Annotated in this window: 17 protein-coding genes and 1 pseudogene; 15 read left to right on the top strand and 3 right to left on the bottom strand. The window is 57.5% G+C overall.

Annotated elements, in window-relative coordinates:
* The first annotated feature begins 15 nt into the window (after positions 1–15).
* Positions 16–354 (top strand): nitrogen regulatory protein P-II, encoded by a 339-nt coding sequence (gene glnB, locus BWI95_RS00445; protein ID WP_023481188.1) that lies wholly within the window; start codon positions 16–18, stop codon positions 352–354.
* A gap of 37 nt (positions 355–391) precedes the next feature.
* On the opposite strand, the gene hmpA is transcribed toward glnB, so the two are convergent.
* A complete protein-coding gene (gene hmpA, locus BWI95_RS00440; RefSeq protein ID WP_076768822.1) occupies positions 392–1,582 on the bottom strand; it encodes an NO-inducible flavohemoprotein in 1,191 nt (396 codons plus the stop codon).
* 316 nt (positions 1,583–1,898) lie between these two features.
* Between hmpA and glyA the strand changes: the two genes are divergently transcribed.
* Positions 1,899–3,152, top strand: coding sequence for a serine hydroxymethyltransferase (gene glyA / locus BWI95_RS00435; RefSeq protein ID WP_023481167.1), 1,254 nt, complete (start codon positions 1,899–1,901; stop codon positions 3,150–3,152).
* Positions 3,153–3,338: 186 nt separating this feature from the next.
* On the top strand, positions 3,339–4,493 hold the full coding sequence (locus tag BWI95_RS00430; RefSeq protein ID WP_023481229.1) for a 3-phenylpropionate MFS transporter: 1,155 nt from the start codon (positions 3,339–3,341) through the stop codon (positions 4,491–4,493).
* Here BWI95_RS00430 and csiE read toward each other — a convergent pair.
* Positions 4,483–5,754: pseudogene (gene csiE, locus BWI95_RS00425) on the bottom strand (stationary phase inducible protein CsiE); the annotation flags it as partial. The gene BWI95_RS00430 and the pseudogene csiE sit on opposite strands and share 11 nt — an antisense overlap.
* A gap of 137 nt (positions 5,755–5,891) precedes the next feature.
* Here csiE and BWI95_RS00420 point away from each other — a divergent pair.
* Together BWI95_RS00420 and BWI95_RS00415 are read left to right on the top strand one after the other, a co-directional pair.
* The gene (locus BWI95_RS00420; RefSeq protein WP_076768821.1) at positions 5,892–6,530 is read left to right on the top strand and encodes a DUF1007 family protein; all 639 of its coding nucleotides are present in this window, start codon (positions 5,892–5,894) and stop codon (positions 6,528–6,530) included.
* A complete protein-coding gene (locus BWI95_RS00415; protein ID WP_054803482.1) occupies positions 6,521–7,501 on the top strand; it encodes a nickel/cobalt transporter in 981 nt (326 codons plus the stop codon). The genes BWI95_RS00420 and BWI95_RS00415 overlap by 10 nt, the downstream gene beginning before the upstream one ends.
* Positions 7,502–7,753: 252 nt before the next feature.
* Here the strand turns inward: BWI95_RS00415 and suhB are convergent, their stop codons facing one another.
* Positions 7,754–8,557 (bottom strand): inositol-1-monophosphatase, encoded by an 804-nt coding sequence (gene suhB / locus BWI95_RS00410; protein WP_054803483.1) that lies wholly within the window; start codon positions 8,555–8,557, stop codon positions 7,754–7,756.
* A 117-nt stretch (positions 8,558–8,674) separates the two neighbouring features.
* Here suhB and trmJ point away from each other — a divergent pair, with 117 nt between their 5' ends.
* The 10 genes from trmJ (at position 8,675) to pepB (ending at position 16,547) form a co-directional block, all read left to right on the top strand.
* Positions 8,675–9,406 (top strand): tRNA (cytosine(32)/uridine(32)-2'-O)-methyltransferase TrmJ, encoded by a 732-nt coding sequence (gene trmJ / locus BWI95_RS00405; RefSeq protein ID WP_054803484.1) that lies wholly within the window; start codon positions 8,675–8,677, stop codon positions 9,404–9,406.
* A gap of 176 nt (positions 9,407–9,582) precedes the next feature.
* Positions 9,583–10,074: a Fe-S cluster assembly transcriptional regulator IscR gene (gene iscR, locus BWI95_RS00400; protein ID WP_054803485.1), complete on the top strand. Its 492-nt coding sequence runs from the start codon at positions 9,583–9,585 to the stop codon at positions 10,072–10,074.
* Between the two features lie 119 nt (positions 10,075–10,193).
* Positions 10,194–11,408 (top strand): cysteine desulfurase, encoded by a 1,215-nt coding sequence (gene iscS, locus BWI95_RS00395; protein ID WP_023481252.1) that lies wholly within the window; start codon positions 10,194–10,196, stop codon positions 11,406–11,408.
* Between the two features lie 30 nt (positions 11,409–11,438).
* Complete coding sequence (gene iscU, locus BWI95_RS00390) at positions 11,439–11,825, top strand: Fe-S cluster assembly scaffold IscU (RefSeq protein ID WP_023481244.1); 387 nt, start codon at positions 11,439–11,441, stop codon at positions 11,823–11,825.
* Positions 11,826–11,842: 17 nt separating this feature from the next.
* Positions 11,843–12,166: an iron-sulfur cluster assembly protein IscA gene (gene iscA / locus BWI95_RS00385; protein ID WP_023481184.1), complete on the top strand. Its 324-nt coding sequence runs from the start codon at positions 11,843–11,845 to the stop codon at positions 12,164–12,166.
* Between the two features lie 72 nt (positions 12,167–12,238).
* Positions 12,239–12,754, top strand: coding sequence for a co-chaperone HscB (gene hscB, locus BWI95_RS00380; protein ID WP_054803486.1), 516 nt, complete (start codon positions 12,239–12,241; stop codon positions 12,752–12,754).
* A gap of 17 nt (positions 12,755–12,771) precedes the next feature.
* Entirely contained in the window at positions 12,772–14,622 is a 1,851-nt protein-coding gene (hscA, locus tag BWI95_RS00375; RefSeq protein ID WP_054803487.1) for a Fe-S protein assembly chaperone HscA, read from the top strand.
* A gap of 1 nt (position 14,623) precedes the next feature.
* Positions 14,624–14,959 carry an ISC system 2Fe-2S type ferredoxin gene (gene fdx / locus BWI95_RS00370; RefSeq protein ID WP_023481163.1) on the top strand — a complete coding sequence of 112 codons (336 nt, stop codon included), beginning with the start codon at positions 14,624–14,626 and terminating at the stop codon, positions 14,957–14,959.
* A gap of 1 nt (position 14,960) precedes the next feature.
* A complete protein-coding gene (gene iscX, locus BWI95_RS00365; protein ID WP_023481246.1) occupies positions 14,961–15,161 on the top strand; it encodes a Fe-S cluster assembly protein IscX in 201 nt (66 codons plus the stop codon).
* A gap of 99 nt (positions 15,162–15,260) precedes the next feature.
* Positions 15,261–16,547 (top strand): aminopeptidase PepB, encoded by a 1,287-nt coding sequence (gene pepB / locus BWI95_RS00360; RefSeq protein ID WP_076768820.1) that lies wholly within the window; start codon positions 15,261–15,263, stop codon positions 16,545–16,547.
* The last annotated feature ends 237 nt before the right edge of the window (positions 16,548–16,784 follow it).

The raw sequence follows: 16,784 nt of genomic DNA, 5'->3' as shown, positions 1-16,784 counted from the left end.
GTGTAAGGAACGACCATGAAAAAGATTGATGCGATTATTAAACCTTTCAAACTGGATGATGTGCGTGAAGCGCTGGCTGAAGTCGGCATCACCGGGATGACGGTAACGGAAGTGAAGGGTTTTGGTCGCCAGAAAGGCCACACCGAACTCTACCGTGGCGCAGAGTATATGGTGGATTTTCTGCCGAAGGTGAAGATTGAGATCGTGGTGGGCGACGACATTGTCGATACCTGCGTCGATACCATTATCCGTACCGCGCAGACCGGTAAAATCGGCGACGGCAAAATCTTCGTCTTTGACGTTGCGCGCGTAGTGCGTATTCGTACCGGCGAAGAAGACGACGCCGCCATCTGATCTTTCGCCCTCACCGCGCACGGTGAGGGCATCCTGCTTACAGCACCTTGTGCGGGCCGAAGCACTCATAGTGAATGCGATCGCGCTCAACGCCAAGCGTCACCAGCTGTTGTGCCGCAAACTGCATAAACGCCACCGGCCCGCAGAGATAAAACTGCATTTCCCCGTCACTCACTCGATCTTTCATCTCCGTAAGCGCCATCAGCCCGGTGCTGTTAAACAACCCGGCCTGCTCATCCGCCGCGTTTGGCTGACGATACCAGACATGTTGATAAAAGTGCGGCAGGTTCGCGCCCAGTTCGCTTACCTCATCGGTAAAGGCATGCACCTCGCCGTTTTCCGCCGCATGGAACCAGTTAACCTGCGCGCGGTGATGTCTGTAGGTTAGATGGTGCAGCATCGCCAGCATCGGCGTCTGACCCACGCCTGCGGAGATGAGCGATACCGGCGTTTGCGGGCTGACATCGAGGAAGAAATCACCGGCCGGTGCGGCAAGATAAACAACATCTCCAGGCTTCGCTTTATCGTGCAGCCAGTTTGAGACCTGGCCGCCCGCTTCACGCTTCACCGCAATTCGGTAGCTTTTGCCGTTCGGCTCGCGGGTGAGAGAGTACTGGCGGATCTCCTGATGGGGAAACCCTTCCGGCTTCAGCCACACGGCAAGGTACTGACCCGGCCGGTAATCGGCGATCGGCTGGCCGTCGACCGGCTCAAACTCAAAACTGGTGATCAGCGCGCTGCGCTGCACTCTCTCTACCAGGCGGAACGCGCGCGTCCCCTCCCAGCCGCCCTTTTTATCGGCGTGCTCGCGGTAAATCTCCGCTTCACGATTGATAAATACACCCGCCAGCACGCCGTAAGCTTTGCCCCACGCGTCCAGCACCTCTTGCCCCGGCTGGAACATCTCATCAATAGTCGCCAGCAGATGTTCGCCGACAATGTCATATTGCTGCGGTTGGATCTGGAAGCTGGTGTGCTTCTGGGCGATTTTTTCCACCGCTGGCAGCAGGGCGGGGAGATTGTCGATATTTGCGGCGTAGGCGGCAATGGCATTGAACAGCGCTTCACGCTGATCGCCATTGCGCTGGTTGCTCATGTTGAAGATCTCTTTCAACTCGGGGTTGTGCTGAAACATCCGATCGTAGAAGTGAGCGGTCAGTTTCGGGCCGGTAGCGGCGAGCAACGGGAGGGTGGATTTAACGGTGGCGATGGTCTGAGCGTCGAGCATGATGGCTTCCTTCTAAACGTGCATTTTTAAAGTTGTATTTTATATGCATCTTATAACCGCCAGCCTAAGATTGTAAAGGGCGCAATGAAAGAGGGGTTATCTAACATGAAGAAGTTGCATCACAAAGCTGAAAAGAAATCCCTTTCCCGACCGAAGCCCGTTATTGCTCAAAGCCTTGTGTGACGGGCAGCCAATCGTTTGCGCAAAAACCTTTGTCAAGACCTGTTCTCAGAATTTTAATCAGTTATACTGTCAGCCGTTCCCGAATTCGGGCCCTCATTGAGAGTTGTTTTGTTAGCTGAGTCAGGAGATGCGGATGTTAAAGCGTGAAATGAACATTGCCGATTATGATGCCGAATTGTGGCAGGCTATGGAGCAGGAGAAAGTACGTCAGGAAGAGCACATTGAACTGATCGCCTCCGAAAACTACACCAGCCCGCGCGTTATGCAGGCGCAGGGATCTCAGCTGACGAACAAATATGCCGAGGGTTACCCTGGCAAGCGTTACTACGGCGGCTGTGAATATGTCGATATCGTTGAACAGCTGGCGATTGACCGCGCGAAAGAGCTGTTTGGCGCCGATTACGCCAACGTTCAGCCGCACTCTGGCTCACAGGCTAACTTCGCCGTCTACACCACGCTGCTGGAGCCGGGCGATACCGTTCTCGGTATGAACCTGGCGCACGGCGGCCACCTGACTCACGGCTCCCCGGTTAACTTCTCCGGCAAACTCTACAACATCGTCCCTTACGGCATCGATGAAACGGGCCACATTGATTACAACGAACTCAATGAGCAGGCGCAAAAACATAAGCCGAAAATGATCATCGGCGGCTTCTCTGCTTACTCCGGCGTGGTTGACTGGGCCAAAATGCGCGAAATCGCTGACAGCATCGGCGCGTACCTGTTTGTCGATATGGCACACGTTGCCGGTCTGATTGCCGCAGGCGTCTACCCGAACCCGGTTCCGCATGCTCACGTTGTTACCACCACCACCCACAAAACCCTGGCGGGTCCGCGCGGCGGCCTGATCCTGGCGAAGGGCGGCAGCGAAGAGCTGTACAAAAAACTGAACTCTGCCGTCTTCCCTGGCGGCCAGGGCGGCCCGCTGATGCACGTTATCGCCGGTAAAGCGGTGGCGCTGAAAGAGGCGATGGAGCCGGAGTTCAAAACCTACCAGCAGCAGGTTGCGAAAAACGCCAAAGCGATGGTGGAAGTGTTCCTTGCGCGCGGCTACAACGTCGTTTCTGGCGGTACCGATAACCACCTGTTCCTGCTGGATCTGGTTGATAAAAACCTGACCGGTAAAGAAGCGGACGCCGCGCTGGGCCGTGCCAACATCACGGTTAACAAAAACAGCGTGCCGAACGATCCGAAGAGCCCGTTTGTGACCTCCGGTATCCGCGTCGGTACGCCGGCTGTGACCCGTCGCGGCTTCAAAGAAGCGGAAGTCAAAGAGCTGGCAGGCTGGATGTGTGACGTGCTGGACAGCATCAATGACGAAGCGGTAATCGAGCGCACCAAACAGAAAGTGCTGGATATCTGCGCCCGTTTCCCGGTTTACGCATAAGTTTCCAAAATCAAACAAGCCCGCTTCCTGTGAAGCGGGCTTTTTTTTGCCTGCTCGCCAGTGCTGCATTCCGCCCGGCGCGTTTTAATGTTGCAAAACCTGCGCTTAGGCAAATTTGTTACCTGATTGTTGCTTGCCAGGCCTGGCGTTTGCCGCCAGACTAACGCTTCGATTCAGGAGGAAATCATGGTTCTGCAGTCAACGCGCTGGCTGGCGCTCGCTTATTTCACCTACTTTTTCAGTTACGGCATCTTCTTACCCTTCTGGGGCGTCTGGCTCAAAGGCGTCGGGTTAACCCCCGAAATCATCGGTATGCTGCTTGGCGCCGGTCTCGTCGCCCGTTTTCTCGGTAGCCTGTTGATTGCCCCGCGCGTAAGCGACCCCTCCCGATTAATCACCGCCCTGCGCGTGCTGGCGCTGGCTACGCTTATCTTTGCGATGGCCTTTTACGCCGGAAGCCATGTCGCCTGGCTGGCGGTGGTGATTGTCGGCTTTAACCTCTTCTTCTCGCCGCTGGTGCCGCTGACAGATGCGCTGGCGGGCACGTGGCAAAAACAGTTTCCGATGGATTATGGCCGCGTCAGGGTGTGGGGATCGATCGCCTTTGTGATTGGCTCGGCGCTGACCGGCAAACTGGTAAGCCTTTACGACTACCGGGCGATTCTGGTGATGCTGTCGATCGGTACCGCCTCAATGCTGCTCGGCATGCTGCTGCGCCCGTCGATTATGCCACAGGGTGAAAACCGCCAGCAGGAGGGTGCAGGCTGGCCCGCCTGGCGCACCTTGATTGTGCAGAACTGGCGCTTTCTCGCCTGCGTTTCGTTGTTACAGGGCGCGCACGCCGCATATTACGGCTTCAGCGCGATTTACTGGCAGTCGGTGGGCTACTCCGCCTCAACGGTGGGCTATTTGTGGTCACTGGGCGTGGTGGCGGAAGTGGTGATTTTTACGCTCAGCAACCGTCTGTTCCGCCGCTTCAGCGCGCGCGATCTGCTGCTGCTCTCGGCGGTGTGCGGTCTGGTTCGCTGGAGTCTGATGGGCTGGACCATTGCGCTGCCGTGGCTGGTTGTCGCGCAGATCCTGCACTGCGGCACCTTCACGGTGTGTCACCTGGCGGCCATGCGTTATATCTCCGCCCGGCAGGGCAGTGAGGTGATCCGGTTACAGGCGGTCTACTCCGCCGTGGCGATGGGCGGAAGTATTGCCCTGATGACGATGATCGCTGGTTTCCTCTTCGAACATCTGCATCAGGGGCTGTTCTTTATTATGGCGTTGCTGGCACTGCCAGCGCTGGTCCTGCGTCCAACGGTCGCCGCGCAGAAGGGGAGCCCTCAAGCATAATGCGAATATGCTCCTGCTGCTGGTCGCTCAGCAGCCCGTCGGTGTGGATCAGCGGTGCAGAGAAGAGCGGCAGCGGCGTGGTGTAAGGGGTGATGATAAGCGTCACATCTTTTGGCGCACCCTCTTCGCGGAAGCTCTCCAGCGGCAAGTAACGAATGGTGAGCGGTAGCAGCGTTAACTCGCGCAGCTGCTGCTCAATCTCCTGCTCTCTGGCGCTATCGTCGCCGGTAATCAGCACCAGCTGCTTCTCATGCAGATCGCTCTCCTGCATCAGCCAGGCACCGAAAATCACCGCCACCAGACCCGCTTCCTCATCGCTAAAGCGCAGCCCATACTCCGTCTCCAGCCCCTCTAACGCCGTGCGCGTGGTGCGCATCAGGCGCGGGTAGAGCTGATTAATTTCCGCCGGCAATGCGTTATCGATACCAATGCCAAACAAACTGCGATCCAGCGCCTGGGCAAGGTGGATATAGAGCTGATTGGTCAGCCCCTGCTCGTCGCTGAAATACATGCCGGAGAGCTGGTGGAAGTGGGCAATCATCTGGCTGATGGCCAGGCGCAGGCGGTGATCCTGCTGATGATCGTCCTGGCTGGGATCGGGTGTACGCACCAGCATAAACAGCAGGGTTAAAAAGAGGTGCTCATTCTCATGAGCCGTAGCGGCAACGCGACGCTGCCAGTGGCGGACAATATCCTGCGCCACCAGATACTCGGCGCGCATCTGCGCCCACGCCTGCTGAACCGGGTTAAATTCCGGCGAGTGGCCGCTATGATGCTGCAACAGGCAGTACTGCAAATAGAGACCCAAAAACTGGCGATCGCGACACTCAAACGAGCGTTTAAGGCGGCGCGAGCAGAGGTTGATCAACGCATGCAGATTAATATCGTCATAGAGTGTGCGCGCAATGCCCTGCTGTTTAAGCGCCGTTTTTAAAGCGGGCGTAAAGTGTTCAGTAATAAATTCCGGGCAGAGGCGCAGGGCGCGGCGCAGCCAGTGGAGCAGGCACAGGCGCTGATCGAGCGGCGTGCCTTCGATGCGGTAACCGCCATCACCGTAGGGAACGATGGAAAGCCGGTGGTAAAGTTGGATCTCGCTTTGCGTCTCCGCGATATCCTGCAGGGCTACGGTATCATCCACGCCATTAATGGCGCTGATGTTTTTCATGGTGATACCTTGTCCCGGCAGGGCAAGCAGCAGTAGCACCTGGCAGCGACGCTGCGGGCTGGAGAGCACAGATGGTGGGGTCAGCGTCATGGTCATCTGTCAGGGTCCAGTTAGGGTTGGAAAAAGGGCTATTTGATAAGCGTAGTTAAAGGTATCTTGAGCGACAGCGCAGCCGCCGCATTTTCGACCAGGAATGCCGGGGAGCATCACAGAATTTTTCACGTGAGGAAGAGATGCAATTAGTTAAACAGTGGGTATTGGGGCTTTTTCTCGCGCTTTTATCGTTTTCTCTTATGGCGCACCCGCACAGCTTTATCGTGATGAAGACGCAACTGGTTAGCGAAAACGGTCAGTTTACCGGCCTGAAAATGCGCTGGACGATGGATGAGATCACCTCCGCAGACCTGCTCTATGACGCCGGTAATGCAAAGCCTGGCGAAGAGATCTGGAAAAAGCTGGCGGCGGAGGTGATGGCAAACGTGCTCGGCCAGCACTACTTCACCGAAGTGTGGCATAACGGGCAGAAGGTGAAGTTCCTCAACCGCCCGAGCGAGTATGGCCTCTCGCGTGAGGCGCACCAGGCGGTGCTGACCTTTGTGCTGCCGCTGGCGGAGCCGCAGCCGCTGAAGGGGCAGAAATACACCTTCTCGACCTTCGATCCCACCTATTACGTGGATATGCGCTACGACAAAGAGAGCGATGTCACGCTGCCCGCGGCGCTGCAATCGAGCTGTAAAACCACGCTACATACACCGAAACCCGGCGAAGAGGTGCTGAGTTACGCGCAGTCGCTGGATAAGACCGACGCCCCGGAGGAGGATATGGAACTGGGTAAACAGTTTGCTCAAACGGTGACGCTGCTATGTCAGTAATCAGCCAACAGATGGCGCGCAAACGGCGCGTACTGCAGTGGTGGCCGCTGCTGCTGTTTATGGTGGTTGCCGTGTTCGGCGGACTCTGGCTCTGGCAGGCGTGGCCGCAGGTGGTGATGAGAAGCGCGCTCTGGCAGCGTGAAGTGAATATACAGATGAGCACGCTGCTGAAGGCGGTGGCCGAAAATCCGACCAAAGCGGGCGGCACGCTACTGCTGTTTAGCTTTGTCTATGGCGTGCTGCATGCGCTGGGGCCAGGGCATGGCAAAGTAGTGATCACCACCTGGCTTGCGACCCACCCCTCAAAATTGAGACCCGCTATTGGCCTGACGCTGGCATCCTCTCTGTTACAGGGGCTGGTGGCGATTTTACTGGTGGTTGTGGTGCTGAGCCTGCTGGCGCTGCCCGCCCGGCAGTTGCACCTTAGCGGTTACTGGCTGGAGAAGGGGAGTTATCTGCTGGTCGGCGTGCTGGGGCTGCTGCTCTGCTGGCGCGCGCTGAAACGCCTGCGTCAGCTGCTACAAGCGCCAAAGTTTCGCGCGTTCACGCCGCATCATGTTCATCACGATAATTGCGGATGCGGTCATCAGCACCTGCCAACGCAGTCACAGTTGCAGAACGGCGGCGACTGGCGCGCACGGCTGGTGATTGTCTTATCGATGGGTATGCGGCCCTGTTCCGGCGCCATTATGGTGCTGCTGTTCAGTAAAGTGATTGGCGTCTTCGCCTGGGGCGTGGCTTCTGCGCTGGCGATGGCTGCCGGAACCTCGCTGACCATCAGCGGGCTGGCGTTGCTGGTACACGGTTTTCGCCAGTTGGCGGTGAAGTTAAGCGGTAAGCGTGCGCCGGTGCTGTGGCGGCAGATTGGCTGGACGACATTAGCGTTAGCGGGTGGCGTGGTGCTGGTCAGTGCGGCGGTGGTGATGTGGATGAGCGCGCTCCCGCCGGGCGGCGGATTACGCCCCTTTTAATCGAGGACGGATACGAAGTGCGGCATTTGTTGCCGGATGGCGGCGAAACGCCTTATCCGGCCTACGTGTGGCGGGGTACTGCATTTGTTGCCGGATGGCGGCGAAACGCCTTATCCGGCCTACGAACTGCAGGGTGCAGCTTTTGTTGCCGGATGGCGGCGCAAGGCCTTATCCGGCCTGATGGGCCTGCTTTTGTAGGCCTGATAAGCGTAGCGCCATCAGGCAATTCACAAAACCCGGCCAGCGAGAGGATTAACGCTTCAGCGCGTCGCTCAGCTCTTCACGCATATTTGCCAGCATCGCTTTCACCACGCGCGGGTTACCGGCGACGAGGTTACCGGTCAGCATGTAGTTATGACCGCCGGTGAAATCGCACACCAGACCGCCTGCTTCGCGAACGAGCAGTTCACCTGCGGCGAAATCCCACGGCTTCAGGCCAATCTCAAAGAAACCATCAACGCGACCGGCGGCAACATAGGCCAGATCCAGCGCGGCAGAACCGGTGCGGCGGAAGTCCGCGCATTCGGTAAAGAGTTTGCCAATGATGTTGATATAGGTGGTTGCGTGCTGCTTCGCCTTGAACGGGAAGCCGGTCGCCAGAATGGTGCCGTCCAGATCGCGAGCGGTGCTGCCGCGCAGGCGGTAACCGTTGAGCTGTGCGCCCTGGCCACGAGTTGCAGTGAAGAGTTCGTTACGCATCGGATCGTAAACGACCGCGACTTCGGTGCGACCTTTAATACGAACGGCGATAGATACCGCGAAGTGCGGCAGGCGTTTAATGAAGTTAGTGGTGCCATCCAGAGGATCGATAACCCATTGTACATCCGGGTCGGTGCCTTCGTGCTCGCCACTCTCTTCGGTGATGATGGTGTGTTGCGGGTAAGATTTGCGGATGGTGTCGATAATTACCGCTTCAGCAGCTTTATCAACGTTGGTCACGAAATCATTGCTGCCTTTCTGGCTGGTCTCTACGGTGTCAGGTGTTTCGTAGTTTTTGGCAATTAAATTACCCGCCTTGCGCGCAGCACGCACGGCGATATTCAGCATCGGATGCATCGATATCTCTCACTGGATGTTAAAGAACGGAAAACGGCGCGTATCATACCAGCCAATTCGAATTATGTCTCAGCTTTATGATAGTATCCGGCAATATTCTTTAGCCGTAGAAAACCTATGCTGCAAAATATTCGTATTGTCTTAGTTGAAACCTCCCATACCGGCAACATGGGCTCCGTTGCCCGTGCCATGAAAACCATGGGCTTAACCAATCTCTGGCTGGTTAATCCGCTGGTCAAACCCGATTCGCAAGCCATCGCGTTGGCCGCAGGTGCCAGCGATGTGATTGGCAATGCACAGATCGTCGATACCTTAGATGAAGCCTTAGCCGGTTGTAGCCTGGTGGTTGGCACCAGCGCACGTTCACGCACGCTGCCGTGGCCAATGCTCGATCCGCGCGAATGCGGTCTGAAAAGTATTGCCGAAGCGGAACATGCACCGGTAGCACTGGTGTTTGGCCGCGAGCGCGTCGGTCTTACCAATGAAGAGTTGCAGAAGTGCCACTATCACGTGGCGATTGCCGCCAACCCGGAGTACAGCTCGCTGAACCTGGCGATGGCGGTGCAGGTGATCGCCTATGAAGTGCGCATGGCGTGGCTGGCTAAGCAGGAGAGCGATGCGCCGACCACAGAGCAGGAAGAGACGCCTTACCCGCTGGTCGACGATCTCGAGCGCTTCTACGGTCACCTGGAGCAGACGCTGCTCTCCACCGGTTTTATCCGTGAAAGCCACCCCGGCCAGGTGATGAATAAACTGCGTCGCCTCTTCACGCGTGCCCGGCCGGAGAGCCAGGAATTGAACATTCTGCGCGGCATTCTGGCGTCAATTGAGCAGAAGCAAAAAGGGTAATTCAGGCAACAAACCCTGTCCTGGCGGGCGGTTAAGCGAAGCGGTGAATACTTGACTAAAACAGTCAACTAAATAGTTGACCATTTTAGTCAGGAATGTCAGACTTGCGTCTGCTATGCAACGTTAACATTTTAATAATAAACCCCGGGCAGGGGCGAGTTTGAGGCTTGTAAGACATGAGACTGACATCTAAAGGGCGTTATGCCGTGACCGCAATGCTGGACGTTGCGCTCAACTCCGAATCGGGCCCGGTGCCGTTGGCTGATATTTCCGAGCGTCAGGGAATTTCCCTCTCCTACCTGGAGCAGCTCTTTTCCCGCCTGCGTAAAAATGGCCTGGTTTCCAGCGTACGTGGTCCCGGCGGTGGTTATCTGCTGGGCAAAGATGCGAACAGCATCGCCGTCGGCGAAGTGATTAGCGCCGTTGACGAATCTGTCGATGCGACCCGTTGCCAGGGTAAAGGTGGCTGCCAGGGCGGCGATAAGTGCCTGACCCACGCGCTGTGGCGCGATCTGAGCGATCGCCTGACCGGTTTCCTGAACAACATCACCCTCGGTGAGCTGGTGAATAATCAGGAAATCCTCGACGTCTCCGACCGTCAGCACAGCAACGAATCCCATCGTAACACCCGTGGCAAGGACGCAATCGACGTTAAGCTGCGCGCATAATAATTAAACTGAATTCAGAATCGGGCCAGGGCATCGTCTGATGCCCTGTTAACACGGTCGTACATCCAGCCGGTTGCCTGATTCCTTGCATTAGAGCGATGTACGGAGTTTAAAGAGCAATGAAATTACCGATCTATCTCGACTACTCCGCAACCACGCCGGTGGATCCGCGTGTTGCCGAGAAAATGATGCAGTTTCTCACCCTGGACGGGACCTTTGGTAACCCTGCTTCCCGTTCGCACCGTTTCGGCTGGCAGGCTGAAGAGGCGGTAGATATCGCCCGCAACCAGATTGCTGAACTGGTTGGCGCTGACCCGCGCGAAATCGTCTTCACCTCCGGTGCAACCGAATCCGACAACCTGGCGATTAAAGGCGCTGCCAATTTCTACCAGAAAAAAGGCAAGCACATCATCACCAGCAAAACCGAACACAAAGCCGTGCTGGACACCTGTCGCCAGCTTGAGCGCGAAGGGTTTGAAGTGACTTACCTCGCCCCGCAGCGTAACGGCATTATCGATCTGAAAGAACTCGAAGCGGCGATGCGTGATGACACCATCATCGTCTCTATCATGCACGTGAATAACGAAATCGGCGTGGTGCAGGATATCGCGGCTATCGGCGAAATGTGCCGTGCGCGTGGCATTATCTACCACGTTGACGCCACCCAGAGCGTCGGCAAACTGCCGATCGATCTGAGCCAGCTGAAGGTCGATCTGATGTCCTTCTCCGGTCACAAAATCTACGGCCCGAAAGGTATCGGCGCACTCTACGTACAGCGTAAACCGCGTATCCGTATCGAAGCGCAGATGCACGGCGGCGGTCACGAGCGCGGCATGCGTTCCGGCACTCTGCCTGTTCACCAGATCGTTGGCATGGGCGAAGCTTACCGTATCGCGAAAGAAGAGATGGAGAGCGAAATGGCGCGTCTGCGCGTGCTGCGCAACCGTCTGTGGAACGGCATCAACGATATCGAAGAAGTCTATCTGAACGGCGATCTTGAGCACGGCGCACCGAACATCCTCAACGTCAGCTTTAACTACGTTGAAGGCGAGTCGCTGATCATGGCGCTGAAAGATCTGGCTGTCTCTTCTGGTTCAGCCTGTACCTCTGCAAGCCTGGAACCGTCCTACGTGCTGCGCGCGTTGGGCATGAATGATGAACTGGCGCACAGCTCCATCCGTTTCTCTTTAGGGCGTTTCACCACTGAAGAAGAGATTGACTACACCATCGAGCTGGTCCGCAAATCCATCGGCCGTCTGCGCGATCTCTCTCCGTTGTGGGAGATGTTCAAGCAGGGCGTGGATCTCGAATCCATCGAATGGGCTCATCATTAATTTTAGGTTGCGCAAACAGGAGAATAAAAAATGGCTTATAGCGAAAAAGTAATCGATCACTACGAAAACCCGCGCAACGTTGGCTCGTTCGACAACGGCGACAACAGCATCGGCAGCGGCATGGTTGGCGCACCGGCGTGTGGCGACGTAATGAAACTGCAGATCAAAGTTAACGATAAAGGCATTATCGAAGACGCGCGTTTCAAAACTTACGGCTGTGGCTCTGCCATCGCGTCCAGCTCGCTGGTCACCGAGTGGGTGAAGGGCAAGTCTCTGGACGAAGCGCAGGCGATCAAGAACACCGATATCGCCGAAGAGCTGGAACTGCCGCCGGTTAAAATCCACTGCTCTATCCTGGCAGAAGATGCGATTAAAGCCGCGATTGCGGATTACAAAAGTAAACAAGACGCGAAATAAGGCAGGAGGTTGTTGTCATGTCCATTAGCCTCAGCGACAGTGCCGCCGCGCGAGTAAATGCCTTTCTGGCCAACCGTGGTAAAGGGTTTGGCCTGCGCCTGGGGGTGAGAACCTCCGGTTGTTCTGGTATGGCTTACGTGCTGGAATTTGTCGACGCACCGAACGATGAAGATACGGTGTTCGAAGACAAAGGCGTGAAGGTAGTGGTTGACGGCAAAAGCCTGCAGTTCCTCGACGGCACTCAGCTGGACTTCGTAAAAGAAGGCCTCAACGAAGGGTTTAAGTTCACCAACCCGAACGTGAAAGATGAGTGCGGTTGCGGCGAAAGCTTCCACGTCTAATCGCCTCTGACGATGACCCCACCGCAGTCGCCTGCGCGTGGGGTTTGTTACGATTGCATACCCGGAATTGTTATGGATTACTTCACCCTCTTTGGGTTGCCGGCCCAGTACCCACTCGACACCCAGGCGCTGGCCACGCGTTTCCAGGATCTGCAACGGCAGTTCCACCCCGATCGCTTTGCCAGCCAGCCGCAGTCTGAGCAACTGGCCGCCGTACAGCACTCCGCGACCATCAACCAGGCATGGCAAACCCTGCGCAATCCGTTGACGCGCGCAGAGTATCTGCTCTCGCTGCACGGCTTCGATCTGGCCTCGGAACAGCACACTGTGCGCGACACCGCTTTCCTGATGGAACAGCTGGAGCTGCGCGAAGAGCTGGATGAGATTGCCCAGGCTGAAGACGCCGCCCGTCTGGAAGCTTTTCAGGCGCGCATCAAAGGCATGTATGACGCCCGTCACCAGCAGATGGTTGAACAACTTGATGCACAAGCGTGGGAGACGGCGGCGGATACCGTGCGTAAACTACGTTTTCTCGATAAACTGCGCAGCTCAACAGAACAACTCGAAGAAAAACTGCTCGGTTTTTAAATTTCTGGAAGCACATCATGGCCTTATTACAAATCAGTGAACCGGGTCTGAGCGCCGCACCGCACCAGCGTCGGCTGGCGGCAGGCATCGACCTCGGGACCACCAACTCGCTGGTGGCGACGGTACGTAGCGGCCAGGCGGAAACGCTGGCCGACAGCGCCGGGCGCCATCTGCTCCCTTCTGTCGTCCACTATCAGGCCGAAAGCCACGTGGTTGGCTTTGATGCGCGCAACAACGCTGCGCTCGATTCGGTCAACACCATCAGCTCGGTAAAACGCCTGATGGGCCGCAGCCTTGCCGATATCCAGGCGCGTTATCCGCACCTGCCGTGGCAGTTCCAGGCGAGCGAAAACGGCCTGCCGATGATTGTCACCCGCGCCGGTCTGGTTAACCCGATCCGCGTTTCTGCCGATATCCTCAAAGCCCTGGCTGCCCGCGCGCAAGAATCGCTGGCTGGCGAGCTGGATGGCGTAGTGATCACCGTGCCTGCCTATTTCGATGACGCTCAGCGCCAGGGCACCAAAGACGCCGCGCGTCTGGCGGGCCTGCATGTGCTGCGCCTGCTGAACGAACCGACGGCGGCGGCGATCGCCTACGGTCTCGACTCCGGTAAAGAGGGTGTCATTGCCGTCTACGATCTCGGCGGCGGCACCTTTGATATCTCGATCCTGCGCCTGAGCCGCGGGGTGTTTGAAGTGCTGGCCACCGGTGGTGATTCCGCTCTCGGCGGCGACGATTTCGACCACCTGCTGGCGGACTTTATCTGCGAGCAGGCGGGCATCTCCGAACGCAGCGACGCCCGCCAGCAGCGCGAACTGCTGGATGCGGCGATTGCCGCCAAAATCGCCCTGAGCGATGCCGACCGCGTGGCGGTCAATGTGGCGGGCTGGCAGGGTGAAATCACCCGTGAACAGTTCGACGCATTAATCGCGCCGCTGGTAAAACGCACGCTGCTCTCCTGCCGCCGCGCCCTGAAAGATGCGGGCGTTGAAGCTGACGAGGTGCTGGAAGTGGTAATGGTCGGCGGTTCGACCCGCGTGCCGCTGGTGCGCGAACGCGTGGGCGAGTTTTTTGGCCGCACGCCGCTGACCTCCATCGACCCGGATAAAGTGGTCGCCATTGGCGCGGCTATCCAGGCCGATATTCTGGTCGGCAACAAGCCGGACAGCGAAATGCTGCTGCTGGATGTCATCCCGCTGTCGTTAGGGCTGGAGACGATGGGTGGCCTGGTCGAGAAGGTGATCCCGCGTAACACCACCATTCCGGTGGCGCGCGCGCAGGAGTTCACCACCTTCAAAGATGGGCAGACCGCGATGTCGATCCACGTGATGCAGGGCGAGCGTGAACTGGTGAGCGACTGCCGCTCGCTGGCGCGTTTCTCTCTGCGCGGCATCCCGGCAATGCCGGCGGGCGGGGCGCATATTCGCGTCACCTTCCAGGTGGATGCCGATGGCCTGCTGAGCGTCACGGCGATGGAAAAATCGACCGGCGTGGAAGCCTCCATCCAGGTGAAACCCTCCTACGGGCTGACCGACGGCGAAATCGCCGACATGATTAAAGACTCCATGAGTTTCGCCGAGCAGGACGTGAAAGCGCGCATGCTGGCGGAGCAGAAAGTGGAAGCCGCGCGCGTGCTGGAGAGTGTCACCAGCGCGATCGCCGCGGACGCCGCGCTGCTAAGCGCCGCAGAGCGGGCGGAGATCGACGAGGCAGTCGCACAGTTGCGCGCGGTTGCCGAAACCGATGATACCGACGCCATCGAACACGCCATTAAAAATGTAGATAAACAAACCCAGGAATTCGCCGCGCGTCGTATGGACCAGTCCGTACGCAGCGCATTAAAAGGCCATTCCGTCGACGAGGTTTAATATGCCTAAAATTGTTTTTCTGCCTCATCAGGACCTCTGTCCGGATGGCGCAGTTCTGGAAGCAAAGAGCGGTGAAACGATTCTGGATGTCGCTCTGCGCGGCGGCATTGAGATTGAACACGCCTGTGAAAAATCCTGCGCCTGCACCACTTGCCACTGCGTGGTGCGTGAAGGGTTTGACTCGCTGCCGGAAAGCAGCGAAGACGAAGATGACATGCTGGATAAAGCCTGGGGTCTGGAGCCGGAGAGCCGTTTAGGCTGCCAGGCACGCATCACCGATGAAGATCTGGTGGTCGAGATCCCGCGTTACACCATCAACCACGCGCGGGAGCACTAAGATGGGGCTGAAGTGGACCGACAGCCGTGAAATCGGCGAAGCGCTGTATGACAGCCGCCCGGACGTTGACCCGACCACCGTACGTTTCACCGATATGCATCAGTGGATCTGCGAGCTGGAAGAGTTTGATGACGATCCGGCTGCATCGAATGAAAAAATTCTTGAAGCGATTCTGCTAGTCTGGTTAGACGAAGCAGCATAATCATCAAACGGGCTGCCTTCGGGTGGCCCGTTTTTATGGACACAACCGTTGGCCGGAGAAGGCGTCTGCCCTCCGGCGATTGTGAAAAGGATAAAAAGAATGACAGAAGCTATGAAAGTCACCCTCACCACGCAGCCCGCTGATGCGCGCTGGGGTGAAAAAGCAGCCTACAGCATCAACAACGACGGCATCGCACTGCACTTAACCGGCAAAGACGATCTTGGCCTTATTCAGCGCGCGGCGCGCAAAATCGACGGCCTCGGCATCAAACATGTCGCCCTGAGCGGCGAAGGGTGGGACGCGGATCGCAGCTGGGCGTTCTGGTCTGGCTATAAAGGGCCGAAAGGGACGCGTAAAGTCGAGTGGGCACAGCTTGATGAAGCTCAGCAGAAAGAGCTGGATAGCCGCCTGAAGGTGATCGACTGGGTGCGCGACACCATCAATGCCTCGGCGGAAGAGGTAGGGCCGGAGCAGCTGGCACAGCGCGCGGTCGATCTGCTCTTCAGCGTTGGCGGCGACAATGTCTCTTACCGCATCACTAAAGGTGAAGATCTGCGCGAGCAGAATTACATGGGGCTGCATACCGTAGGGCGTGGCTCCGAGCGTCCGCCGGTGCTGCTGGCACTCGATTACAACCCGACCGGTAACCCGGATGCGCCGGTCTACGCCGCGCTGGTGGGCAAAGGCATCACCTTTGATACCGGCGGTTACAGCCTGAAGCAGAGCGCGTTTATGGATTCGATGAAATCCGATATGGGCGGTGCGGCGCTGGTGACCGGTGCGCTGGCGTTTGCCATCAACCGTGGTCTGAACAAGCGCGTTAAGCTGTGGCTCTGCTGCGCTGACAATATGGTCAGCGGCAATGCGTTTAAGCTGGGCGATATTATTCACTACCGCAATGGTAAAAAAGTTGAGGTGATGAACACCGACGCGGAAGGGCGTCTGGTGCTGGCAGACGGCCTGATTGACGCCTCTGCGCAAAAACCGCAGCTGATTATCGATGCCGCGACGCTGACCGGTGCAGCGAAAACCGCGTTGGGCAATGATTACCATGCGCTGTTCAGCTTTGATGACGCGCTGGCGGGCCGCCTGCTTAACAGCGCAGCGGCGGAAAACGAGCCGTTCTGGCGTCTGCCGCTGGCAGAGTTCCACCGTCACCAGTTGCCGTCCAACTTTGCCGAGCTGAACAACACCGCCAGCGCGGCCTTCCCGGCAGGGGCGAGCACCGCCGCCGGTTTCCTCTCGCACTTTGTGGAAAACTATCAGCAGGGCTGGCTGCATATCGACTGCTCGGCAACCTACCGTAAATCGGCGGTTGAGCAGTGGGCCGCCGGTGCGACAGGGTTGGGTGTGCGCACCGTTGCCAATCTGTTGACCGCCGAGTAAGCGTTGTGCCTGATGGCGCTGCGCTTATCAGGCCTACAAAAGCGACCCGTAGGCCGGATAAGGCGTTTACGACGCCATCCGGCAATAAAGCGCCCCGTAGCCACGGGTTGCGCCTGAAAACGTAGGCCGGATAAGGCGTTTCGCCGCCATCCGGCAATAAAGCGCCTCGTAGCCACGGGTTGCGCCCGTAAACGTAGGCCGGATAAGGCGTTTACGACGCCATCCGGCAATAAAGCG

Origin of the sequence: Kosakonia cowanii JCM 10956 = DSM 18146, assembly GCF_001975225.1 — a bacterium.
Classification (GTDB): domain Bacteria; phylum Pseudomonadota; class Gammaproteobacteria; order Enterobacterales; family Enterobacteriaceae; genus Kosakonia; species Kosakonia cowanii.
Note: the sequence above shows the minus strand (reverse complement) of the source record. Positions and strands in the feature narration are given on the sequence as shown.